The organism is Actinomycetota bacterium (assembly GCA_035765775.1).
GTDB lineage: Bacteria > Actinomycetota > CADDZG01 > JAHWKV01 > JAOPZY01 > DASTWV01.
In genome coordinates this window covers 184,784-205,895 of record DASTWV010000043.1, presented here as the reverse complement: position 1 = coordinate 205,895, position 21,112 = coordinate 184,784, and the positions used below count along the sequence as shown (strand labels likewise).

General features: G+C 69.2%; 19 protein-coding genes, 1 tRNA gene and 1 pseudogene. 10 read left to right on the top strand and 11 right to left on the bottom strand.

Going from position 1 to position 21,112, the window contains the following annotated elements; all coding sequences use genetic code 11:
- From VFW71_10360 to VFW71_10335, 6 genes are all read right to left on the bottom strand, one after another.
- A complete protein-coding gene (locus tag VFW71_10360; GenBank protein HEU5003163.1) occupies positions 1-1,800 on the bottom strand; it encodes a GMC family oxidoreductase in 1,800 nt (599 codons plus the stop codon).
- Positions 1,797-2,855: a gluconate 2-dehydrogenase subunit 3 family protein gene (locus VFW71_10355; protein ID HEU5003162.1), complete on the bottom strand. Its 1,059-nt coding sequence runs from the start codon at positions 2,853-2,855 to the stop codon at positions 1,797-1,799. The genes VFW71_10360 and VFW71_10355 overlap by 4 nt, the downstream gene beginning before the upstream one ends.
- A 118-nt stretch (positions 2,856-2,973) precedes the next feature.
- Positions 2,974-3,945 carry an NADPH:quinone reductase gene (locus tag VFW71_10350; protein ID HEU5003161.1) on the bottom strand — a complete coding sequence of 324 codons (972 nt, stop codon included), beginning with the start codon at positions 3,943-3,945 and terminating at the stop codon, positions 2,974-2,976.
- Positions 3,946-4,053: 108 nt separating this feature from the next.
- Positions 4,054-4,899 (bottom strand): hypothetical protein, encoded by an 846-nt coding sequence (locus VFW71_10345; protein ID HEU5003160.1) that lies wholly within the window; start codon positions 4,897-4,899, stop codon positions 4,054-4,056.
- Between the two features lie 55 nt (positions 4,900-4,954).
- Complete coding sequence (locus VFW71_10340; GenBank protein HEU5003159.1) at positions 4,955-5,746, bottom strand: S-methyl-5'-thioadenosine phosphorylase; 792 nt, start codon at positions 5,744-5,746, stop codon at positions 4,955-4,957.
- Positions 5,747-5,762: 16 nt separating this feature from the next.
- On the bottom strand, positions 5,763-6,122 hold the full coding sequence (locus VFW71_10335) for an FmdB family zinc ribbon protein (protein ID HEU5003158.1): 360 nt from the start codon (positions 6,120-6,122) through the stop codon (positions 5,763-5,765).
- 233 nt (positions 6,123-6,355) lie between these two features.
- Between VFW71_10335 and VFW71_10330 the strand changes: the two genes are divergently transcribed.
- From VFW71_10330 to moaC, 3 genes are read left to right on the top strand one after another with little or no spacing between them, the layout of a single operon-like run.
- Positions 6,356-8,398 carry a diguanylate cyclase gene (locus VFW71_10330; GenBank protein HEU5003157.1) on the top strand — a complete coding sequence of 681 codons (2,043 nt, stop codon included), beginning with the start codon at positions 6,356-6,358 and terminating at the stop codon, positions 8,396-8,398.
- 50 nt (positions 8,399-8,448) lie between these two features.
- Positions 8,449-9,312 (top strand): UTP--glucose-1-phosphate uridylyltransferase, encoded by an 864-nt coding sequence (locus tag VFW71_10325; protein HEU5003156.1) that lies wholly within the window; start codon positions 8,449-8,451, stop codon positions 9,310-9,312.
- 37 nt (positions 9,313-9,349) lie between these two features.
- Positions 9,350-9,841, top strand: a complete 492-nt coding sequence (gene moaC, locus VFW71_10320) for a cyclic pyranopterin monophosphate synthase MoaC (GenBank protein ID HEU5003155.1) — start codon at positions 9,350-9,352, stop codon at positions 9,839-9,841.
- 452 nt (positions 9,842-10,293) lie between these two features.
- Here moaC and VFW71_10315 read toward each other — a convergent pair whose 3' ends face one another.
- From VFW71_10315 to VFW71_10305, 3 genes are read right to left on the bottom strand one after another with little or no spacing between them, the layout of a single operon-like run.
- The gene (locus VFW71_10315; protein HEU5003154.1) at positions 10,294-10,455 is read right to left on the bottom strand and encodes a DUF4177 domain-containing protein; all 162 of its coding nucleotides are present in this window, start codon (positions 10,453-10,455) and stop codon (positions 10,294-10,296) included.
- A 42-nt stretch (positions 10,456-10,497) separates the two neighbouring features.
- Complete coding sequence (locus VFW71_10310; GenBank protein ID HEU5003153.1) at positions 10,498-10,704, bottom strand: hypothetical protein; 207 nt, start codon at positions 10,702-10,704, stop codon at positions 10,498-10,500.
- Positions 10,705-10,730: 26 nt separating this feature from the next.
- Complete coding sequence (locus VFW71_10305; protein HEU5003152.1) at positions 10,731-12,206, bottom strand: leucyl aminopeptidase; 1,476 nt, start codon at positions 12,204-12,206, stop codon at positions 10,731-10,733.
- Positions 12,207-12,504: 298 nt separating this feature from the next.
- Between VFW71_10305 and VFW71_10300 the strand changes: the two genes are divergently transcribed.
- The 7 genes and pseudogenes from VFW71_10300 (at position 12,505) to VFW71_10270 (ending at position 17,283) form a co-directional block, all read left to right on the top strand.
- Positions 12,505-13,077 (top strand): hypothetical protein, encoded by a 573-nt coding sequence (locus VFW71_10300; GenBank protein HEU5003151.1) that lies wholly within the window; start codon positions 12,505-12,507, stop codon positions 13,075-13,077.
- A gap of 156 nt (positions 13,078-13,233) precedes the next feature.
- Positions 13,234-13,866, top strand: coding sequence for a haloacid dehalogenase (locus tag VFW71_10295; GenBank protein ID HEU5003150.1), 633 nt, complete (start codon positions 13,234-13,236; stop codon positions 13,864-13,866).
- Positions 13,867-13,929: 63 nt separating this feature from the next.
- Positions 13,930-14,220, top strand: a pseudogene (locus VFW71_10290) (hypothetical protein).
- An 80-nt stretch (positions 14,221-14,300) separates the two neighbouring features.
- Positions 14,301-15,101, top strand: a complete 801-nt coding sequence (locus VFW71_10285) for a family 1 encapsulin nanocompartment shell protein (protein ID HEU5003149.1) — start codon at positions 14,301-14,303, stop codon at positions 15,099-15,101.
- Between the two features lie 105 nt (positions 15,102-15,206).
- A complete protein-coding gene (locus VFW71_10280) occupies positions 15,207-16,121 on the top strand; it encodes an ATP-binding cassette domain-containing protein (protein HEU5003148.1) in 915 nt (304 codons plus the stop codon).
- Positions 16,102-17,010 (top strand): ABC transporter permease subunit, encoded by a 909-nt coding sequence (locus VFW71_10275; GenBank protein ID HEU5003147.1) that lies wholly within the window; start codon positions 16,102-16,104, stop codon positions 17,008-17,010. The genes VFW71_10280 and VFW71_10275 overlap by 20 nt, the downstream gene beginning before the upstream one ends.
- Before the next feature lie 200 nt (positions 17,011-17,210).
- Positions 17,211-17,283: transfer RNA gene (locus VFW71_10270), tRNA-Ala, on the top strand.
- Positions 17,284-17,861: 578 nt separating this feature from the next.
- Here VFW71_10270 and VFW71_10265 read toward each other — a convergent pair.
- Together VFW71_10265 and VFW71_10260 are read right to left on the bottom strand one after the other, a co-directional pair.
- On the bottom strand, positions 17,862-19,079 hold the full coding sequence (locus VFW71_10265; GenBank protein ID HEU5003146.1) for a 2'-deoxycytidine 5'-triphosphate deaminase: 1,218 nt from the start codon (positions 19,077-19,079) through the stop codon (positions 17,862-17,864).
- 258 nt (positions 19,080-19,337) lie between these two features.
- Positions 19,338-20,294, bottom strand: coding sequence for a hypothetical protein (locus VFW71_10260; protein HEU5003145.1), 957 nt, complete (start codon positions 20,292-20,294; stop codon positions 19,338-19,340).
- Positions 20,295-21,112: the final 818 nt, after the last annotated feature.

Sequence of the window (21,112 nt, the reverse complement as noted above, 5' to 3'; positions counted from 1 at the left end):
CTACAGCTGCTTCAGGAGGATGTCGGCCACCCGGAAGGAGTTGGCCTCGATGGTGAGCGTGGGGTTGCCCCCGCCCGACGTCGGCATGAAGGAGCCGTCGGTGACGTAGAGGTTGTCGAAGTTCCACGCCTTGCAGCTGGGATCCAGCACCGAGTCCTTGGGGTCCTTGCCGAAGCGGGCGCCGCCCATGATGTGGTTGGCCATGCGGGCCGGGGCGTTGGAGGCCTGCCAGATGGCGCCGTGGGAGAAGTCGGAGCCGCTCGGGCCGATGCCCTTGTGCAGGATCTGGTCGCACTGGTCCGCCAGGGTGTTCATCACGTAGACGTCGTGGCTGTGCCAGTCCTTGATGATGTGGGCCACCTTGCGCCCCCACTTGTCGGTGACCGTGGGGTGCAGCTCGATGCGGTTGGTCCGCTGGGGCACCTGGTTGGCCATGAACGCCAGCGACAGGCGGCTGCCGACGTTGGTGTCCAGGAACGCCATCATGTTCTCGCCGATCAGCGACGTGTCGTTGATGAAGCCCTGCCAGATGGTGTCGAGGTCCTGGGCGCCGTGGGTGCGGCCGAGCGCCAAGGGCAGGGCCTCGTCCGAGGTGTTGTTGTAGATCGCCCCGCCCGCCCACATGCCGTTGGCCTTGAGGAAGTCGTCGCTGGCGCAGTGGTCGGTCGCCCAGTCCGAGTCCAGCGACACCGACTTGTCGAAGCGGCCCGGGACCACCGCCTGGCCCCCGCCGAAGCAGTGGGTGAGGAAGTAGGTGCCCAGCAGGCCGCTCTGGTTGACCCGCCCGCCGAAGTTGGCGTCCGACTCGCCGGACAGCAGGAGCAGGCGGACGGTCTCGATGGCCGAGCACGCCACCACCACGATGGTGCCGGTCACGGTGGTCGGGGTACCGCCCGGGCTGAGGTAGTGCACCTTGGTGACCTTGGAGCCGCCGTCGCTCTCCAGCAGGGTGACCACGCAGTTGGGCCGGAGCTCGAAGTTCGGCAGGGTGGACACCGGCGTCAGCAGCGACACCCAGGTGTTCGACTTGTAGCCAAGGGGATCCCCGTACCTGTTGACGAAGGCGGTGCGGGAGTCGCCTGCCTTGCGCCCGCTGGGGGCGTGGTCCTGGGTGATGACCGCCAGCGGGGTGCGGTAGCGGGCCATGCCCAGGCCGTCCATGCCGGCGGCGGCGAACTGGCTGATCGGGTTGGGGTCGAGCGGGGTCTGGTAGTAGTCGACGCTGGCGGGCTTCAGCTGGTTGGCCCGGGTCCCGTTGATGCCCACGAGTTGTTCCGCCTTGCAGTAGTACGGCTCCAGGTCGTTGTAGGTGATCGGCCAGTCCCGACTCTCACGTTCAACGTCACCGTTAGGGTCCTGTTTCAGGTCGGTGCGGCCGGCGTTGAAACTGGCGAGTGCCATGTCGGTGGCGGTGAAGCGCAGCGAGACGCCGCCGTACAGCTGCGTGCCCCCGCCCACCACCTGGGCGGTGTAGCCCTCGATCGTCGCCCGGTCCTGGCCATTTGCATCCCGGTAGACATGGGGCTCGTCGTTGACATCGGGCTCGACGTGGCTGCCGTAGTAGGAGTCGCCGTCGTTGACCACGCCCGGTACGTGGATGATCTTCTCGGGGCCGGTGGAGAACATCTCGTCCCGCTTGAAGCCGGACAGGCCGGTGGGGTCCTGGTACTGCGGGCGCAGCAGCGGCCCCTTGTCCAGCACCAGCACGCTCTTGCCCGCCTTCGCCAGGATGTTGGCGATGGGGGCGCCGCCGGCGCCGCTGCCGATGATGACGACGTCGAAGCTGGTCTGGTCGCTCATCCGCGGTAGTCCGTGCTGGCGCCGAGGGGCGGCTCCATGATCCGTTCCCAGTTGAAGAGGGTGTTGCCGGAGGCATCGGTGAAGCGCCCCTCCAGGTACTCCCAGCCCGCCGCCCCGGCGTTGCCGCCGTACTTGGGGTGGGTGAAGGCCCCTTCGTAGGCGTGGCGGCGCAGCAGCTTGAGGAAGAACGCCGGGTTGCCGTAGGCGCCGGTGTCCCAGCCCGCCACGTTGCCGCTGGCCATCTGGCCGTAGAGGTCGTCGAAGACCTGGTCGGGCATGTCCTGCGGCTCGGCGTAGGGGTAGTTGGCCCGCACCACCCGGTCAATCTGCACCAGGCAGAGCCGGTAGTCCTCCAGGCGGTGGTTCTCCTGCTTGGCCAGCAACTTGTCGAGGAAGTTCACGACCCCGACCGGCTCGTCCAGGCGGAAGGCCTTGGCGTACTGCGTTTCCTTGTCGGCGCCGGCCAGCGAATCGACGAAGCGGCGCAGGAAGTTCTGGCCGGCGTCGGTGTGGAACGGCAGGATGCGCTGGGTGAGGCGGTCCAGCAGGGTCAGCTCCCAGTCCTCGAAGGTGATCGGGATGCTGCACAGGTCGGTGAACAGCCGCGACCAGATCCTGCCGTTGTCCAGCTCCACTCGCTGCGGGTTGACCGGGTCCAGCGTGGGAACGCCGTCCACCAGGTACTGGTAGGTGTAGGCCCGGCCCTTGGGCAGGATGATGGTCACCGCCCAGAGGGGCTCGCCCGCCACCGGCTTGAGGTCGATGGGCTCGAAGAGGGTGCCGAAGGTGCCGATCACGGACACCGCCTTCGGCGTGGCGGTGTTCGGGAAGACGGGGTAGACGAAGGTGACCGAGTTCAAGGCGTAGTCGGGCACGAAGTTGGTCCCGTCCGCCCAGGCATCGACGATCGGGAAGCGCCAACTCTCGGCGATGTAGGCCCGCGGGTCCCCGGCCGGGAACTGCCCGTAGTTGTGCCGGGCGTCCAGGAAGGCGCGGGCCAGGTACTTGGAGGCGTTGTTCAGGACGTAGAGGTCACCAAGATCGACGACTTGCACCCATCTCTCCTTGGCCGCGGAGTCGAGCCCTGCGGGCCGCCCACCGGCCCAGGTGCCCTCTGTCTACCATGGGTTTCTCGGTTTGTCGATTCGGCGTGATCCTACGCTTCTGACGTTCTTACAGGTCGATGATGACCCTGCCCGGGGCAGCGGGATGCTCCACCGCCTCGTGCGCCCGGGCGATCTGCTCCAGCGGGAACCGGGCGGCGATCGGGTAGACGAGGTCGCGGTCCGCCGCCGCCCGGCTGCACTCGTGGGCGCCGGCCGCCTTCACCTCGGGCGGGAAGCCGTCGCTGCCCAGCAGGCGCACGACGACGTTGTTGAACAACAGCGGCCAGAACGGGAACGGCGCCCCCGGGTCGTCGGTGGCGTAGGCGGCGATGATGCCCCCTGGGCGCAGGATCGCCCCGTCGGCGGCGGCGTTGGCGCCGAAGGCGACCTCGATCACCCGGTCCACGGACGCCCTGCCCAGGATCCTGCGGACGGCGTCCTCCAGGGGTTCATTCGCCAGGTCGACGACGTGGTGGGCCCGGGGGGCGCCCCCGCCGGGGTCGTGCGTGACGGTGGCGATGACTGTGGCCCCGCCCCGCCGGGCAAACGCCACGGCGGCCCGGCCCACCGAGCCGGCGGCCCCGGCGACGACGATCGTCTGGCCCGCGACGGGCCCGTCGGCGTGCACCGCCCAATGCGCGGTGATGCCCGGGATGCCCAGGCAGGCGCCCTGGGCGTCGTCCACGACGGGCGGCAGGGGGACGGCCTGGGACTCAGGGAGGCAGACGTACTCAGCCGCGGTGCCGAAGGGGCGGTCGGACTGGGCGCCGTAGCACCACACCCGCTGCCCGACGCGGTCGTCGCTGGCGTGGGGGCCGGCGGCCTCGATGACTCCCGCCCCGTCGCTGTGCGGGATCACCCGCGGGTAGGGCATCGTGGCCCCCATCCAGCCCCGGCGCTTCTTGACGTCGCCCGGGTTGATGCCCGAGGTGGCGAGCCGGATGCGCACCTCGCCCGGCCCGGGCTCGGGTGTGGGCATCTCGCCGACGGCCAGCACCTGGGCGGCGGGTCCGGTGCGCTCATACCAGGCGGCACGCATGCTGTGCAGCCTAGACGCGCTCGGGGGGTTTTGGATTCTGTGTACATCCAGGGGTCCTATGTGGCCTCCGATGTACACAGAATCCCGTTGACATGCACAGGAGGGCCGTCAGTCGGAACCGTCCTCTTCGTCGGCGTAGGGTGCCACCTCGTCCACGGCCCACACCGTCGCCCGGGGCTCGTCCCCGAGCGTGAACCACACCCGCAGGGCGGGGACGGGCCACTCGGTCCGCACCTCGTGCAGCCGGGTGCCGGGGATGCGGTGGACGCCCTCAGGCCAGCGGGCGAGTGCCCACTCCACTCCGGCCCGCACCTCCTCGCCCCGCACCGCGGCCGCCGGCCGCGGGCACTCGTAGTGCACCGCGCGCAGTACCCGGTGCAGCGGGTCCATCGCCCGCCGCCGGCCAGCCCCGCCACCAGCGCCCGCGGCGCCCGGCCCGCCACCGGCGCCCGGCCCGGCCAGCCCGAGGGCAGCAGCCAGCGCCGCCCCGCGCACCAGGTCGTCCCGCACCGGGGCCACCGAGGCCAGGAAGGCGGAGGGGTAGGGGATCTCCTCCCGCTCGGCGGCCAACTGCCAGCCGAGCGGGTTGAGGTGGGAGTGTCCCTGCAGCACCCCGCAGACCTGGGCGGCCACCTCGAGTTCGGTCCGGCCGAAGGTGCCGCCGCCCGGGGGGCGCACCGCCACCAAGCGGTGCTGCAGGTAGCCGAGGTACCCGGCGACCTGCAGCCGGGCATCGCCCTGTGTGACCAGCCGCTCTCGCACCTCCACGATGCCCCGGGGCGCCGGGGCCCGGGGCAGGCGCTCGTACACCGCCCCGCTCACGGACGAGCCGTAGCGCTTGTAGTGCAGGAAGTCGGTGAGGAACAGGGCCTTGTTCAGGCGGGTGGCGCCGAAGCCGGCGTCGTCGGCCAGGTGCCCGGCGATGAGCAGGGCCAGTTCGCCCAGCCGATCCACCTGACCGGCTACCTCCTGCCTGGGCCCCGAGTCGGCCGCCGGATCGGCCCCCGGCTCAGAGCTGGGCATCGGCCAGGGCCGACCCGCAGGCGCACCCCCGGGTGGCCGGGATGCGGGGGATCAGCTCCGCCAGCAGCCCCCGCAGGCGGTCGTTGTTCTGGCGCAGGATGGCCACCACCTCCGCCGTGGTAACCGGGGCCATGCCCTCCAGGCCGACGTCGTAGTCGGTCACCAGGGAGAGGTTGAGCAGGCACAGCTCCTGTTCCCGGGCCAGGGCGGCCTCCGGGTACTGGGTCATCCCGATGACGTCCCAGCCCTGGGCGGTGTAGAAGGCGCTCTCCGCCCGGGTCGAGAACCGGGGTCCCTGGATCGCCACCCCGGTCCCCGATGCCACCAGGGGGAGGCCCAGCCGCTCCAGGCACGAGGCCGCCAGCGCCCGCAACTCGGGGCAGTACGGGTCGGCCAGCGAGACGTGGGTGACCTCGGGGCCGTCGAAGTAGGTGTCCGCCCGCCCCCACGTTCGGTCCACCAGCTGGTCGCAGACCACGAAGGTGCCCGGGGCCAGGTCGGGCCGCAGGGAGCCCACCGCGCACGGGGCCAGCACCCGGCTCACCCCCAGCGATGCGAACGCCCACAGGTTCGCCCGGTAGTTGATTCGGTGCGGGGGGATGGTGTGGCCGCGCCCGTGGCGGGGGAGGAAGGCCACCGGGCGCCCGGCCACCTCGCCCACGGAAAGGGCATCGGAGGGCGGTCCGTACGGCGTGTCGATGGTGACCTCGCGGGTGGCGTCGAGGAAGCGGTAGAAGCCCGACCCGCCGATCAGCCCGATCTCGGCTGTGGCCGCCATGGAACAGAAAGGCCGGCTAGGCCGACTTCTCGGCGGTCCTGGTGGCCGACGAGCCGCCCGACTTGCCGCCCGAGCCGCCCGAAGAGCCGCCCGAGGAGTTCCCCGACTTCCCGGAGGAGGACTCGCCCTTCGCCCCGTCGCCCGACCCCGAGCCGCCCTTTTCTTTGTCGCCGGGTTTCGCCTTCGCAGCACCCGCCGGCCGGCGATTGTCGGTGGAATAGAAGCCGGAGCCTTTGAACTGGATGCTCGCCGGAAAGATCACCCGCCGGAGCTCGCCGCCACACTGCTCGCAGGTCTCCAGCGGGGGGTCCGAGAACTTCTGCACAGCCTCGGATCGGTTCTTGCACGAGGTGCACTCATATACGTAGGTGGGCACTGCCAGGTTCTCCTGCAGCCAGACGTGGACAGCATTGGCCGGATGGGCCGGTACCAGTATGACAGCGGCCCACACGGCCAGCGATGCGTGGACCAATTAGCGTCGATCGGTAAAGTTCGCGGCCCAAACCTCCGAGGAATCCAAAGGGGCAACGTTCTTGCCGGTAGCCGACGACGGGTAAGGGGACCGGTTTGTCGCTTCAGTCGAGGCTCTTGAGCTTCATCGCGATAGCTGTGGTTGTGCCGCTGGCTGTGGTCGGGGTCCTCGCGTACCGCACCGGGATCGACGTCATCAACGCCGCCAACCGCAACCAGGTCGCGGCCGCCCAACCGACCGTGATGCAGCTGTATACCCAGCGGGTGTCCACCATCCGCGCGGCCATCACCCAGGTGGGGGCCGATCCCAAGTTTCAGGCGGACCTCGCGGCGGGCGACCGGGGGGCGCTCCAGGCCGACCTGCGCCTGGCCACCTCCCCGGCCACCGGGCTGCTCAACTTCCTCATCCTCGCCTGGCCCGACCAGCCGCCGGTGAGCGTCCTGGGGCAGCCCCTGTACCTCCCCGGGATCAATGCGCCCACGGTCACGGACCTCGTGACCCCGGCCACCACCACCATCCCGACCCCCACGCAGCTCCTGGTGGCCAAGTCCATCGTGCCCATCACCACGGCGGGGTCGCAGACCGTGGTCGCCACGCTGATCGGCGGGCTGTATCTCGACAACGCCTTCGCCGACTCCTTCACCGTGGGCCAGAAGCTGGGCGTGACTTTCGTGGTCAACGGGCAGGCCGTGGGCTCGTCGGTCCAGGTCCCGGTGCAGACTGCGGCCTGGCCGATGCCGGTCACCCTGCAGAGCGGCGCCGGGTTCAGCTCCACCCCCTTGCGGACCACGATGCTCCACAAGTCGGTGGACGCCCTGGTGGCCCCGTTGACCGGCGGGGTTCCGGTCTCGACCGGCGCCGTCGTGGTCACCGGCGGGATCGCCCCGCCGACGCAGACGGGCGAAAACGTCGCCTCCATCCTCATCGTGCTCGCTCTGGCCGCCCTGGCCGCCGGGCTGGTCGGCTACGCCGTGGCGCACGCCATAGCCGGTCCCCTGCGTCAGCTGGCCGCCGGTGCCGACGCCATCTCGGCGGGCAACTACGAGACCCGCATCGAGGTGCGCTCCGCCGATGAGGTCGGCCAGCTGGCCCATGCCTTCAACGAGATGACCGAGCGCCTCGCCGCCCACGTCGCCCAGCTGCAGGATTCCCGGGAGGAGCTGCGCCGTTCCCTGACCCGCTTCGGCGACACGCTGCGCTCCACCCACGACCTCGACAAGATCCTCCAGGTGGTGCTGGACACCAGCATCGACACGCTGCGGGCGAGCGCCGGCGTGCTGTTCGTGGTCCACCCCGAGGGGCCCTTCGACGGCCAGCTGACCGTGGCTGCCGGGCGGGGCGTGCCCACCGAGAACCTGCGCCTGGGAGCGGGCGAGGGCATCGCCGGGGCGGTGGCGCTGAGCGGCGAGCCCCTGCGGGCGTCACTTGAAGACGAGGGCCGGACGGTGCTCCCCCCGGCGGCGGCGGTCGAGCCGCCGTTCGAATCCGCCGTGTGGGTGCCGGTGTTCGCCCAGGGGCGGATCTTCGCCGTGCTGGCGCTCTACGACCGGGAGGACGGCGTCGCGTTCGCTGAACGCGACCTCGACACCCTGTCGTCGCTGGCCGACCAGGCCGGGGTGGCCATCGACAACGTGGTGCTGCACGAGGAGGCCCAGCGCCTGGCGATCACCGACTCGATGACCGGCATCTGGAACCACCGGTACTTCCAGCTCCGCTTCGACCAGGAAATGGACCGGTCGGCCCGCTTCCGGCGGCCGTTCTGCCTGCTGCTGTGCGACATCGACGACTTCAAGGCCATCAACGACACCTTCGGCCACCCGGTGGGCGACGCTGTGCTCATGGAGCTGGCGCGCCGGGTGCGCTCCGAGATCCGCGACATCGACGTGCTGGCCCGCTACGGCGGTGAGGAGTTCGTGCTGATCCTCCCCGAGACCGACACCGACGGCGGCTTCCTGGTGGCCGAGAAGATCCGCAAGCGGGTGGCCCAGGCCCGCTTCGCCCGGGAAGCGGCGGTGCCCGTGACGATCTCGGTGGGTCTGGCGTCGTTCCCGAAGGCCGGCACCGACCAGACCGCCCTGCTGCGGGCCGCCGACGTGGCCCTCTACGAGGCCAAGGCCCGGGGCAAGAACCGCACCGTCATCTATGAGGCCGAGGAGCACCGGGCGACGTCGGTCGGCTGAGGAATGCCCCACACCGGTTTGCCTGTTGCTCAACGGGAAATGAAGACACCATGCCCATCCGCAAAGCAGTGATCCCCGCCGCCGGCTTCGGCACCCGCTTCCTCCCGGTGTCCAAGGCGGTGCCCAAGGTGCTGCTGCCCGTCGTCGACCGCCCCGTGATCCAGTACGCCGTCGAGGAGTTGGTCCGGGCGGGCATCGACCGGATCTGCATCGTGGTGTCGCACGGCCAAGGCGCCATCTCCGACCACTTCTCGCCCGCCCCCGAGTTGGAGGCCGCCCTGGAGGCGGCAGGCAAGACGGAGGCGCTGGCCTCGGTGCGGAAGCCGACGGAGCTGGCCGACATCTACTACATCACCCAGCACCGCCCCCTGGGCTTGGGCCATGCCGTGGCGTGTGCCCGCAACTTCGTGGGCAACGAGCCCTTCGCTGTCATCCTGCCCGACGAGCTCTTCGACCCCGGCACCCGGTTCATGGCCGAGATGGCGGAGGTCTTCGACGAGCGCCAGGCCAGCGTGATCGCCGGCATGGAGGTGCCCCACGAGCACATCTCGCGCTACGGGGTCATCGACGCCGAGGATGTCACCGCCGACCCGATGAAGGTGCGCTCGCTGGTGGAGAAGCCCCCGGTGGACCAGGCCCCTTCGGACCTGGCGATCGTGGGACGCTACGTGCTGGAGCCCGAGGTGATGGAGATCCTGGTGAAGACCGAGCCGGGCGCCATCGGCGAGATCCAGCTCACCGATGCCCTCGACGTCCTCGCCCGGCGGGGGAGCCTCTACGCCAAGCGGTACGATGGCCGGCGCTGGGACGTGGGCAACAAGCAGGGCTTCCTCAAGGCCAACTTTGAGCTCGCCGCCGAGCGGGCCGACCTGGCGGAGCCCGTCTTCGGGTTCCCGCCGTCCGAGCTGACGTAGCCGTCCGCCGTCGGTAGCCGCACCAGGAGGGGCAGCGATCCCGGACCCCGCAGCGCCCGCACTCTCGCACGTCACGCCCGACGGGGCGGCGGTGATGGTCGATGTCTCGGCCAAGGAGCCCACCGTCCGGGAGGCCACCGCGGCGGCTTTCGTGCGGATGTCGCCCGCCACCGTGGCGGTGGTGCGGGCCGGGGGCCTCACCAAGGGCGACGCCCTGGGGGTGGCAAAGATCGCCGGCATCATGGCGGCCAAGCGCACCCCGGATCTCATCCCGCTGTGCCATCCGTTGGCGTTGTCGAAGATCGACGTGGACCTCGCTCTGGAGGACGGCGGGGTGCGGGTGACCGCCACCGTCCGCACCCGGGACCGCACCGGGGTGGAGATGGAGGCGCTGGTCGCCGCCTCGGTCGCATCCCTGACGATCTACGATATGTGCAAAGCGGTCGATAAGGGGATCACCATCGAAGAGGTCGGCCTTATTGCCAAGACCGGGGGCAAAAGCGGCCCCTGGACCCGCCCCGAGGCCTGATCCCGTGCCTGGTACGGCGGCGAAACGCCGAAGTCGCGAAACTTTCTTTGCTAGACGTTATACTAAATGGCTCGCGGCTCTTCTCTAGGGAAGCCATACGTAGTAAAATTCTCCCGGTCTGCTACTCGTGATTTTCCCACCCTGGGCATCCCCCGTCCCAGGGCGGAACGTCATGGAAAGGAAGTGGTCGATGCCCCCGACCGACGCATCTGTGAGCCGTACCCACGTAGAACACCCCGTGACCTCCCCTACACCGCGCCTGCGCGGGCTCAGCCGGCCACCGGCTGGGATGGGGCGCGACCAGCGCGCGGGCGAGTACGTCGTCGAGTGGCAGCTGTTCCCGGTGTCCCCGGCGGGGTCGCCGGAAGCACCGTCCGGCGAGGAGCTCGGCCGCTCGTAAGGCATCACCCTTCCCGGCCTGCCATGCGCCCGGCGCTGGATGCCGGGCCTTTTTAGCTGTCCTGCTTCGGCCGCTTGAAGTACGCCACGACGCCACCCACGTCGGGCGGGCTGAAGATCGCCACCAGCTCCCAACCCTGGTCGCCCCAGTTGTTGAGGATCTCTGCAGCCACGTGCGGGATGATCGGGACCGTCGCGTACTCCCACTTGGTCATCTCGGCCTCCTATCGGGTCGGCGTTAGGTTGCGTGTCGTTGGTTACGTCAGGGGCGGCGGTTCGTCGAAGCCGGTGTCGTACACCTCGGGAGGCAGGTAGAGCCACAGGCCGCGCTCGTCGGGGTCGTGCGGCGGCTGGAGGTCGAGGTAGCGGGCGCTCGGCCCCCGGCCCGTCCCCGGGTAGAGGGAGGCGCCCCGGGCCTGCAACTCAGTGACCAGGTCGTGGGTCGGGTGCCCATCGAGCTCCATGGCGGTTCCTCCTTCGTTGGTGGGCCTTACCCGCGGGCCCGGGCCTCGATCCATTCGATCAGCAGGCGGGTCCCCATGCCGGTCGGCCCCTTGGGGATGTGGTGCTCGGCCTCTTCGGAGCGCGCCGGCCCGGCGATGTCGACGTGCAGCCAGGGCACCCCGGCGGTGAACTCCTTGAGGAACAGCGCGGCGAAGATCGCCCCGCCGAAGCGGGTGCCGATGTTCTTGATGTCCGCCACCTCGCTGTCGCCCTGGCGGCGCAGGTCCTCCAGCAGCGGCATCTGCCAGATGCGCTCGCCGGTGTTCTCCGCGGCGGCCTGCAGCTCGGCGGCAAGGGCGGGCTCGGTAGCGAAGAAGCCGGCCACCTTGCGCCCGAGGGCGATGGTCATGGCCCCGGTCAGGGTGGCGAAGTCGATCATGGCATCCGGCTTCTGCTCCGCCATCCAGGCGAGGGCGTCGGCCAGCACCAGGCGGCCCTCGGCGTCGGTGTTCAGCACCTCCGAGGTGTGGCCGCCGTAGTGGCGGATCACGTCGCCCGGCTTGATGGCGGAGCCGCCGGGCATGTTCTCGGCGATGGGCATCGCGGCGGTCACCTTGATCCGGGGGCCGAGGGCCGGCAGGGCGCACAGGGCGGCGGCCACCGCGGCGGCCCCCGAGCAGTCGGTCTTCATGGTCTCCATCGACTCCGCCGGCTTCAGCGACAGCCCGCCCGAGTCGAAGGTGATCCCCTTGCCGATGGCCCCCAGGTGGGCAGTGGCGCCCTCGGGTTCGTAGTGCAGGAGCAGGAGGCGGGGCGGGAACCTGCTCCCCTGGCCGACGCCCAGGATGCCGTGCATGCCCCGCCGGGCCAGCTCGGCCTCGTCGAGGACCTCTGCCCGCAGGCCGGCGGCGGTCGCCCGCTCGGCGGCCTGCTCGGCGAACACGGCCGGGGGGCGGTCGCCGGCGGGCTGGGCGACGAGGCCGCGGGCCCAGTTGACCGCGCCGGCGATGGCCTCGCCCCGCCGCAGGTCGGCCTCGGTGGCGTCGAGGGCCACGGTGGCGTCGCTGCGGGGCTCGGCCGAGGACTTGTAGCGGTCGAAGCGGTAGGAGCCGAGGAGGTACCCCTCGATCTGCGCCTGCGCACCACCGGGCACCTGGGGCAGCGCCAGGGTGACCCCTGTCGCCCGGCCCGTCCGGCGGGCGGCGGTGCCGGCGGCCCGGCGGAGGGCGTCGGTGGTGGGCCCACCCGGCCCGCCGGCGCCGGAGCCACCCGGCCCACCCGGTCCGAGGCCCACGACGACCACAGAGGCGGCCGGCAGCCGGCCGAGCGTCGGCAGCGTGGTGGCGTCGCCCACCTCACCTTTGAAGCCGGTGGCCTCGAGATGGGCCGCCAGGCCTCCCCCGAGGGCGGCATCCAGCTCCTGGGCCTGGGGCGTGAGCTGGCGGGCGGTGTGGGCGCCGACGACCACCACCGGGGTTTGGGCGGCTTGGGCGGGCGCGGAGGAGAGCTCGAACGCGGTCACGATGTCCCCTTCCCGGCTTCCCTGAATTGCCTTGGGCCTGCCGACCTGGCTACACTTGGCGCCGCCGGATGTCCCCGGGCGCCCGGCGCTGGACAGTGTAACTTCCCCTCTTCCCCAGCTGTACTACACGCGTGCCAGAAATCCGGGGAGCACCAGATGTTGGGTGTTAGGGTCGGCCGAGGCACAGGATGTAGGTGGCTTGGGGCTGCGCGGACTCCGCGGGCACTGGTCGCCGTCTCGCTGATGAGGGGCGCGCTCGTGACCAGGGGGCGCCCCTCAGGTGGGGAGGGGAAGCGGCGTGACGTTGGTACTGGTCGTGTTGCTGGCGTTGCTGTGGGGGGCGGTCATCGTGCCCTCCCTGCTGCGCTCCCGGCGCACCCCGCATTCCACCACCGACACCTTCCGGCGCCACCTCGCCGCCCTCGAGCACAACACCATCGGCCGGGGTCCGGCGCGGCCCTCGAAGGCCGCCGCCAGGCGTTCGATGGCGGTGAACGCCGGCCGCTGGGTGCTCTCGGCACCCCCACCCCGGCGCCGGGGTGGTTACCGGCCGCGGCCCGCGCTCTCTTCGGGCCGAGGTCCGCGGGCCGGCGAGGACCCGGTGATCCGCCGCCGCAAGACGGTGTTCGTCGCCCTGCTGGCGATGGCGGCGGGGACCTTCGTGCTCAGCTTCGTGCCCGGGCTCGGGGCGCTGCTCAAGGCGAACCTGGCGCTGGACGCCATCCTGCTGGTGGACGTCATGTATCTGGTCGCCACCCGGCCGCCGGCCAAGCTGCCGGCGGACATCGCGGGCTACGGGGCGCCGTTCGGTTCGCGCCGGGTGTCGCTGCGCGACGAGCAGGAGGAGTGGGCGCAAGCCGAGGGCCTGTAGGCCGGCCGGCCGGTTTTTGCGGCCGGCACGTGGCGCGATGTATCCACAGTGGAGACATCGCGCCATCCTCCCCGCCCCGGACGACCGCTGCCGGGGGGCCAGGGCTGCCCGTCCGGCCCCCGGCCGACGGTACCGGGTTCCGCTAGCCTCTCCAACGTGGACCTCGACAGCATCGGCCGGGACCTCCGCGCCAGCCTCGACGCCAAGAACGCCGCCCGGGAACGGGCACTCCCCCTGTGCCGGAGCGCGGTGCGCTCGTCGGCCAATGCCATCCGGGCCGTGCACCGGGGCGACGAGGAGGGGACCGAGCGCAACCTCAGCGAGGCACGCCGCTGCCTGGACGAGGCCCGCACCGCTCTGGCCGGTCATCCCGACGTGCACTACGCCGGGTTCTTCCACGACGCCGCCAAGGAGTACGGCGAAGCCCGCCTGACCCAGGCCGTCGTGCGGGGCCTGCCCCTGCCCGGCCCGGCCGAGCTCGGCCTCGAGGCGCCCGCCTACCTCAACGGCTTCGGCGAGGCCATCGGCGAGCTGCGCCGCCACGTTCTCGACCTGTTGCGCCGGGGGGAGCTGGACCGCTCCGAGGAGCTGCTCGGCGTCATGGAGGAGATCCACGACCTCCTCATGTCGATGGACTACCCGGAGGCGGTGACCGCCGGGCTCCGGCGGACATCGGACGCCATGCGCGCCATCGTCGAGCGCACCCGGGGCGACCTCACCACGACCGTCATCCAGCGCCAGCTCCAGGCGGCCCTCGAGACCCGGGCGGCGGCAGTGGACCTCCCCTGACACTCGGGCCGTTTCGCCACGATTGCCCCGGGGTATTCCCGGGCCGACAAGGAGGCTGACACGATGGGCTTCGACCAGTACCACGAGCCACCCGGGGAGCTCCCCGCCCAGACCCGCACCTTCGCCCGCATGTGCGCCTCGCTCACCGAGGAGGCGGAGGCCATCGGCTGGTACGAGCAGCGCATCGCCGTCGAGGACAACCCCCAGGCCCGCGCCATCATGCGCGACGCCCAGGGGGAGGAGTTCAAGCACTTCAGCATGGACCTTGAGTTCCTCTTGCGGGCCACGCCCAAATGGCGGGAGATCGCCCGGGGCGTGCTGTTCCAGGAGGGCGACATCGTCGAGCACGGCGAGGACGCGGAGGCCGGCTCCGACCCGGCCAAGCAGGCCGACGAGGGCTCCTCGCTGGGTATCGGCGGGAAGCGGGGTGCCCAGTGAGCCATCTCCTGCGGGGCCAGGCCCCGATCACCGACGCGGGCTGGGCGCTGATCGACGGCGAGGCCACCGCCCGCCTGGCGCCCGCCCTGGCCGCCCGGGCGCTGGTGGACTTCTCCGGCCCGAACGGCTGGGGCTACTCGGCCACCAACCTCGGCCGGGTGGTGCCGCTCGAGGGCGTGTCCCCCGAGGGCGTCGCCGCCGTCCAGCGCCGGGTGCTGCCCCTGGTCGAGCTCCGGGCGGCGTTCGCCGTCTCCCGGGCCGAGCTCGCCGACTACGAACGGGGCGCCCGGGACATCGACCTCGACGCCCTGGACGACGCCGCCCGCCTGATGGCCGTCGCCGAGAACGGTGCCGTCTTCCACGGGCTGGCGGGTGCCGGGATCGTGGGCATCACCCAGGCGACCCCCCATGCCGTGGGCGAGCTGGGCACAGACGCCGAGGCGTACCCCCGGGTCATCGCCGGAGCGGTGGAGACGTTGAAGGAGGCCGGCATCGGCGGGCCCTACGCCGTGGCGTTGAGGCCGGAGCCCTACCTGACCGTCGTCGAGACCGCCGAGCACGCCGGGGTCCTGCTGCTCGACCACCTGCGGACCATCCTCGGCGGGCCGATCGTGTGGTCGCCCGGGGTCACCGGGGCCGTCGTGCTCAGCCAGCGGGGCGGCGACTTCCTCTTCGAGTCGGGCGAGGACCTGTCGATCGGGTACTCGTCGCACGACGCCGGGGCGGTGGCGCTGTACCTGGAGGAGAGCTTCTCCTTCCGGGTTGCCACCCCCGAGGCGGCGGTGGCGCTGGCCTAAGGGCCTGCTCCGCCCGGGCGCCGGGCAGGTTCGGGGGGGCGGTCAGGGTCGGGCAGGGGTAATGCCCGATGGTGCGCGCCCCGGCGCCGGCGGATCATCGTCGGCATGGTCATCCGTTGCGCCGGGCTCACCAAGGCATACGGCTCCACCCTGGCGGTGGACGGGCTCGACCTCGAGGTCGGGGCGGGTCAGGTCTACGGCTTCCTCGGGCCCAACGGGGCGGGCAAGACCACCACCATCCGCATGCTGCTGGGACTCGTCCGCCCGACGTCGGGCCGGGCCTGGGTGCTGGACCGCCCGGTGCCATCGCCCGCCGGGTTGGCCGAGGTCGGGTCGATGATCGAGGAGCCCGCCTTCTACCCCTGGAAGACCGGGCGGGCCAACCTGGAGATCTGCGCGCTGACCGGGGGGCGGGGGGGACGGGGGCGGGCGCCCGGCGCCATTGACCGCGCCCTGGAGCGGGCAGGGCTCGCCGCGGTTGCCGACCGGAAGGTCAAGACCTACTCGCAGGGCATGCGCCAGCGCCTCGGCCTGGCTGCCGCCCTACTGGGCGATCCGCCACTGCTGCTCCTCGACGAGCCCACGAACGGTCTGGACCCGGCCGGCATCCACGAGGTGCGGGGCCTGCTCCGGTCGATCGCCGGCGGGGGCGGCACGGTCTTCGTGTCCAGCCACCTGCTGGCCGAGGTCGAGCAGGTGTGCGACCGGGTCGCCGTCCTGGTGCAGGGGCGGCTGGTGGAGGAGGCTCCCGTGGCTTTGCTCGGTGCAGATCGGCGGCGGGTCCGGGTTGTGGTCGAGCCGGGCGATGTGGCCGCGGCTCGGGCGGCCCTGCAGCTCTGGCGCGTCGAGTGCGACGGGGCGCTGCTCACGGTGCAGCACGGCGTCGGCCGGGAGATCAACGCCGCCCTTGTGGCTGCGGGCGTGATCGCCGAGTCGGTGGCGGTCGTCCAGCCGGGCCTCGAGGAGCGCTTCCTCGAGCTGTCCAACCGGGAGGGCGAGCGTGCTGCTGCTCTCCGCTGAGCTGCGCAAGCTCGCCCGGCCCCTGCTGTGGGGGACCGCCATCGCCGCCGTGTTGTTCTTCGGCCTGCTGCTCTGGGGCGCCACCGCGAACGCCTCGTCGTCGCTCGCCTCGCCCCGGATCGACTCCGCCTGCGACGGGTCGTCGGCGCCGGCCTGCGTCACGATGCGGGACCAGGCGGTGGCCGGGGCCAACCGGCAGGCGCTCGAGGAGCGGCGCCAGGAGCTCCCCGGCCGGGTGGGCGAGGTGGCGGTCGGGATGATGGCCTCGATGCCCGGGGTGTTCGTCGTGGCGCTGCTCGCCGGGGCGGCGGTCGGTGGCGAGTGGAGCGGGCGCACCATCCGGACCGTGCTCACCCACGAGGGCCGCCGGCTCCGGGTCCTGGCGGCCAAGTGGGTCGCCCTGTGGCTGGTCATGCTCGGGCTGACGCTCGTCGTGTGGGCGCTCCTGTCGATCCTGGGGCCGATCCTCGCCGCCGCCTTCCACCTGCCGGGGGCAGCTGGCTCACCCCTGTTCGCCGGGTTCTCGTCGTCGGCCAGCCAGTTGGCCCGGGGGGCCGTGGTCCTGGCGGCCTTCACGTTGATCGGCGTCATGGCCGGCGCCCTCACCCGCAACACCCTGGGGGCGGTCGCCACCGTGGTGGGTGTGATCGTCGTGTGCCTGATCGTCGGGGGGGTCGCCAGCACGGCTCGGCTGAGCCCGGCGACGGCGGTGCAGTCCTGGATGGGCTTCCGGTTCACCGGCGGGTTCCTCCCGACGAACTTCTGGAGCCGGTTCGACCAGAGCGGCGTCACGCCCAGCCAGGCGTTCGGCTTCGTGGGCCTCCTGGTGACGATGGCGGTGGCCTGGGCAGTCACTGCGTGGCGGGCGAGGGCCGACGTCACTGCCTGAGGCTGGTGGCAGTGCTTGAGGCCTACCCAGCGGCAGCTGGCGGAGCGGCTGCAGGGGGCGGGATTCACGGGCCCTTTCGCCTGCCCGCCCCGCCCCCGGCGTGCCCCTTGCAACGATGGCGGAGCGGCGGGCGGAGTGAGTGTCCTGTGGGTAGGACGGGGAGGGTGGCCGAGCCGGTCGCCTACAATGAGGAACCCCTAGGGGCGGTAGCTCAGCTGGTAGAGCGCTTCCCTCGCACGGAAGAGGTCCGGGGTTCGAATCCCCGTCGCTCCACAGTGTAGTGATGTGCTAATGGATTACTTATACTTCAAAATAGGCCTTGTCTCCCCTCTGCAAACAGGGCTAACTCCCAGCGGTTCGCGCGAATATCGCGCGCGGAGTCAACGGCCACACCAGGGGCGAGTAGCCGGAGGCCCCTGGACACCGGGGCTGGCCCCCATTTGAAACTCGAGCGTCAGAAGTAGGGCGAACCGTTCAGGGCTCCGGACTAATTGAATTCATGGACGACAGCGGGCTGCTGCAGGCCGTCCAAGCCCGACCACATCGCCAAGGCACTCGAGAACGCTGCCGCCCCCCCGTCGCCCCCGCCCGCCGGGGCGGGAGCGAGGCAGGCCACGCCGGCGACACACTCAGCCGCTGTCGGCCCGGGCGTCGGCAATTGTCTGGGCGCCCGCTGGGGTGGCCAGAAGGCCACCGCGGCGGGCGCTATCGCTAACGTGATCAGTGACCGCGTATCGACCGGCCGAGGACCCCATAGAACACCGTTCGGTCGCCCGTCCTCGGCCTAACGCCCAGGAGTCCCCCGTTCCAGGCACCGCGCGTCCGTGAGGAGGTGTAAATCAAAACCAACGCTAATCGGCGCCCTTCGAATCGTCATCAGAAGCCAGCATCCTCAACTGGTCCTCGCTCACCGCAACGCCAGAGCCTTTGTCGGCTGAAGCCTCGAAATCCGTTAGTGGTAGTGGTCGAACCTCCACACTGGTGGCTCGAAAATGCCTGCTCACCGTTCGAATTTGACCTTGATAGGCCGACCCGATGTCCGGCCCATAGAGGCGGTTCGGTGGCTCGTACATTTTCTCAAAGCTAAGCTTGCATACTTTCTGCCCATGTTCAATCATGAACGCCACGTCGTGCGCTCTTACTTCCATGACGGCCCTTGTCCCGTGTCGGCCAGTCGGGTCGTGCCCAAACCCCGGGTCGAAGAACCCTGCATAGTGGGTCCTCAGTTCTCCGCTGGTAGGGTCGTACGCCGTCATTTCGGCAGCAAACTCAGGTGGAATACGAACTCCCTCCTTCGAAATCAGGAGGTAGAAGTCTTCGGGTTCAAGAATGAGGCGATTTCCTTTTTCCGGATACACTGGATCCCAGAAATCCTCCACCAAATATGCTGATTCTTTCGACAAATCCAGCTCCCGGCTATTCTTCTTAGCCACGTAGCCTACCCGTTTTGCTCTATCCCCCTCCAGCGCGACACTCAAGAACAACCCATCAGAAACTGTCACCGAGTCAGCCGGCAAAGGGACGCCATTCTCGTGCAGAATTGGATTCCGACTTTGGGTCTTGAGAAGTTCATCATCAGAAAGCCTCGAAGGACTCGCTATCAGCCGAACCTGATTCAGTCTGAGGCCTGACCGCACCCTGATTGTGAAGGAGCGAGACACCACCTCAAGGAAGAGTTGGCCTGAATACCCATCGGCTATATCATCGAATCTGTGGCTTTTGTCACTAATCGTTCTGGTGAATATATCGAGTCGCCCAGTTGAACTCCGCGGGTTGCAGCGTGCCCGCACTCCTTTTGGCAAACGCAGCTGCTCGACCAAAGGTATGAGGTATGGGCGACGCTTCTCAAGGATTGCACCGCTACGGAGGTCGATCCGGCCCATGTTCGAGCCGGCAAGTCGATCCATCACTCGGTCGTCCTCGGGAAGGAAGCTTGACTGCAGGCGATAGGCGTAGGGCCCAAGGCGAAGATCCAAACTTGCGGGTTGGTACTGCTCAGGTCGCACCCTTGGACCCAGAATCCACCCGTATTCTTCGACGGCTTTGCGCACGTATTGCTCTGGCAACACGCAGCAGAGGTCTGCGGGAGGTTCGGCCACGGGTAGGCAAGTCTCCTTCTTGGGCCTGAGGACAGCGCATCTTAGTCACGTGCGCTACCGACGGCTAACCCTCCCCCGGCAGGCCACCGCGGAGGTCGCCGCTACCGGGCCGCCAGGGACATGCTGACAGGGGGTTGACCCGACGATCACGTTGGACTGCGCAAACACCCGATGACCCCGAACTTAGTTTGGCGACGCCGATGCGGAGCCCGGTGGGAAAACGATCGGTCATGCTTGGCCGGGAGTCCAATTCTTAAGCCAGACGCCCCCGCTGCTGCTCTGGACGACCTTCGTCGCTGGGCTCTGTTGGAAAGCAATTGTCATTAGATGGTAAAGAGTAAGAACGGATTCCTGAAGTGGCTGGCTGTCTTCCAAGGGGTGCACATTCAACCCTTGGCTCCTCGCCTCCCGCAGATCAATGCGTCGTCCGTGACTCTTGTGTTGCGTGGCATCGTTGAAATAATGCGCCACGGCTTTGCCTTTCTCCTCGGCTTCGGGAGTTCCCGCAAACATGTATTGTGCAAGCCAACCTGCCACCATTCGCTCCGAGTAGTCGAGAGCGTTTTGTGCCTCCTGCAGCAGGGCCGGTCCCATCGATGCCAAAATAGGTGCCCACACATGAGCGAGAAGCAGGTCGCCTGGTAACTCCTTGGACGCATCGCCTCTGATTTCAAGTTTCGCGCGCTCGAACTGCTCAACCACAGCGCGGGCGGAGATACTTCGCCCTCCAACCGGCATTTGTGGGTCTATCGGCCCTAGTTGACTCTGCCGACCCATGTAAATCGAATTGGCAGCTAGGGCCATCATCGTGCCTGCAGACATAGCAAGAGCCGGAATGATAACCTCGATGTGGGTGAACTTCGATCGCAGGTAAGCAACCAAGGTTTCCGCCGCAATTGTCACACCGCCAGGGGTGTGCAGGATCAGCGCCAACCCTCTCGATGAATCCGTGCCATGTACTGCGGCCATCAATCCGTCAAGGTCTTCGTGCGTGATACTGATTAGCGGAGGAGGAGCCTGCGGTTTCTGCAAAAATGCGGATGCATATACAATTGCGTTAAGATTACCCCTTAGTTGTCCGATAGAAGTGAGTACTTGCTGAGTCTTCTGCGACAGCCAGGTCGCTTTGGCAGTGTCTGAAGCCTGGTCTGCCAGCTCGTTAAGCAGTTTATTCCAGGTCGGCACGTTAGGAGTGAATTTCCAAGGTCAAGGGACTATGCGTGTCCGGAAAGTCCGCCTTATCATCACCCAGGAGTGACTGGGCATAGCCGAGGTCGGCCACCTGGGCTAGAGCGAGATAGTTCGAGTAAAGCCTTCGAGCTTCCTCGAGGACGGACTGGAACTCCAAATCTACGCTGTGTGCTCCTGCGAACTCTTGCACTCAACCCCTCCATTCTTTGCAAGCGGCGCCATCATACCTCGGCTAGCTCGGGCGGGGCGGATCCTCGGGTCGGCCCTAGGGTTGGGCTTCGGGGCCGACACGCCCCGGGCCGATTTGCTGGTGCCCACGGATCGGCTCCGGACGCCGGCTCCCGGGACGCGCTGGATCAGGAAGGACCGGAGGCCGCCAAGAACCCGTCTCTCGCTGGCGGCACCGTGGCCCATCCGTGTTCACCACGGTTCGTCCCTGAGCACATGCATCCTGGTCAGCAGACGAATTCGCTGGCAGGGCGGTGGCCGTCCTCTGGTTGTCATTTGGCCGTTTTTGGCCGTGAACAGTGGGTAACGTCCGCATGCGCTGAGACCATCGGCTAGGCGGTTGCCCAGGTCAAGGAAGACAGTTCGCCGTCTGGGAGCCCCTTCGTAACTGCGCCAGACTTTCCCGCACGGAAGAGGCCGGGAGTTCGAATCTCCTCCGCTCCACAGACATAAGCCAGATGATTGGAGTAAGGACCTATGCGATCCTCCATCGGTACACGAGTACGCCCAGTTAGGCGCCGAGGAACCGCGCAGCCGGATTACGTGAATCTCGGATCACTCTTCGACGAGGATTACCAGGGTCT

Excerpts from the sequence above, each read along its gene's own strand:
- VFW71_10315 (HEU5003154.1), bottom strand. The coding sequence starts at position 10,455 with ATGACCAAGTGGGAGTACGCGACGGTCCCGATCATCCCGCACGTGGCT.
- VFW71_10280 (HEU5003148.1), top strand. The coding sequence starts at position 15,207 with ATGGTCATCCGTTGCGCCGGGCTCACCAAGGCATACGGCTCCACCCTG.
- VFW71_10340 (HEU5003159.1), bottom strand. The coding sequence starts at position 5,746 with ATGGCGGCCACAGCCGAGATCGGGCTGATCGGCGGGTCGGGCTTCTAC.
- VFW71_10350 (HEU5003161.1), bottom strand. The coding sequence starts at position 3,945 with ATGCGTGCCGCCTGGTATGAGCGCACCGGACCCGCCGCCCAGGTGCTG.
- VFW71_10360 (HEU5003163.1), bottom strand. The coding sequence starts at position 1,800 with ATGAGCGACCAGACCAGCTTCGACGTCGTCATCATCGGCAGCGGCGCC.
- VFW71_10325 (HEU5003156.1), top strand. The coding sequence starts at position 8,449 with ATGCCCATCCGCAAAGCAGTGATCCCCGCCGCCGGCTTCGGCACCCGC.
- VFW71_10310 (HEU5003153.1), bottom strand. The coding sequence starts at position 10,704 with ATGGAGCTCGATGGGCACCCGACCCACGACCTGGTCACTGAGTTGCAG.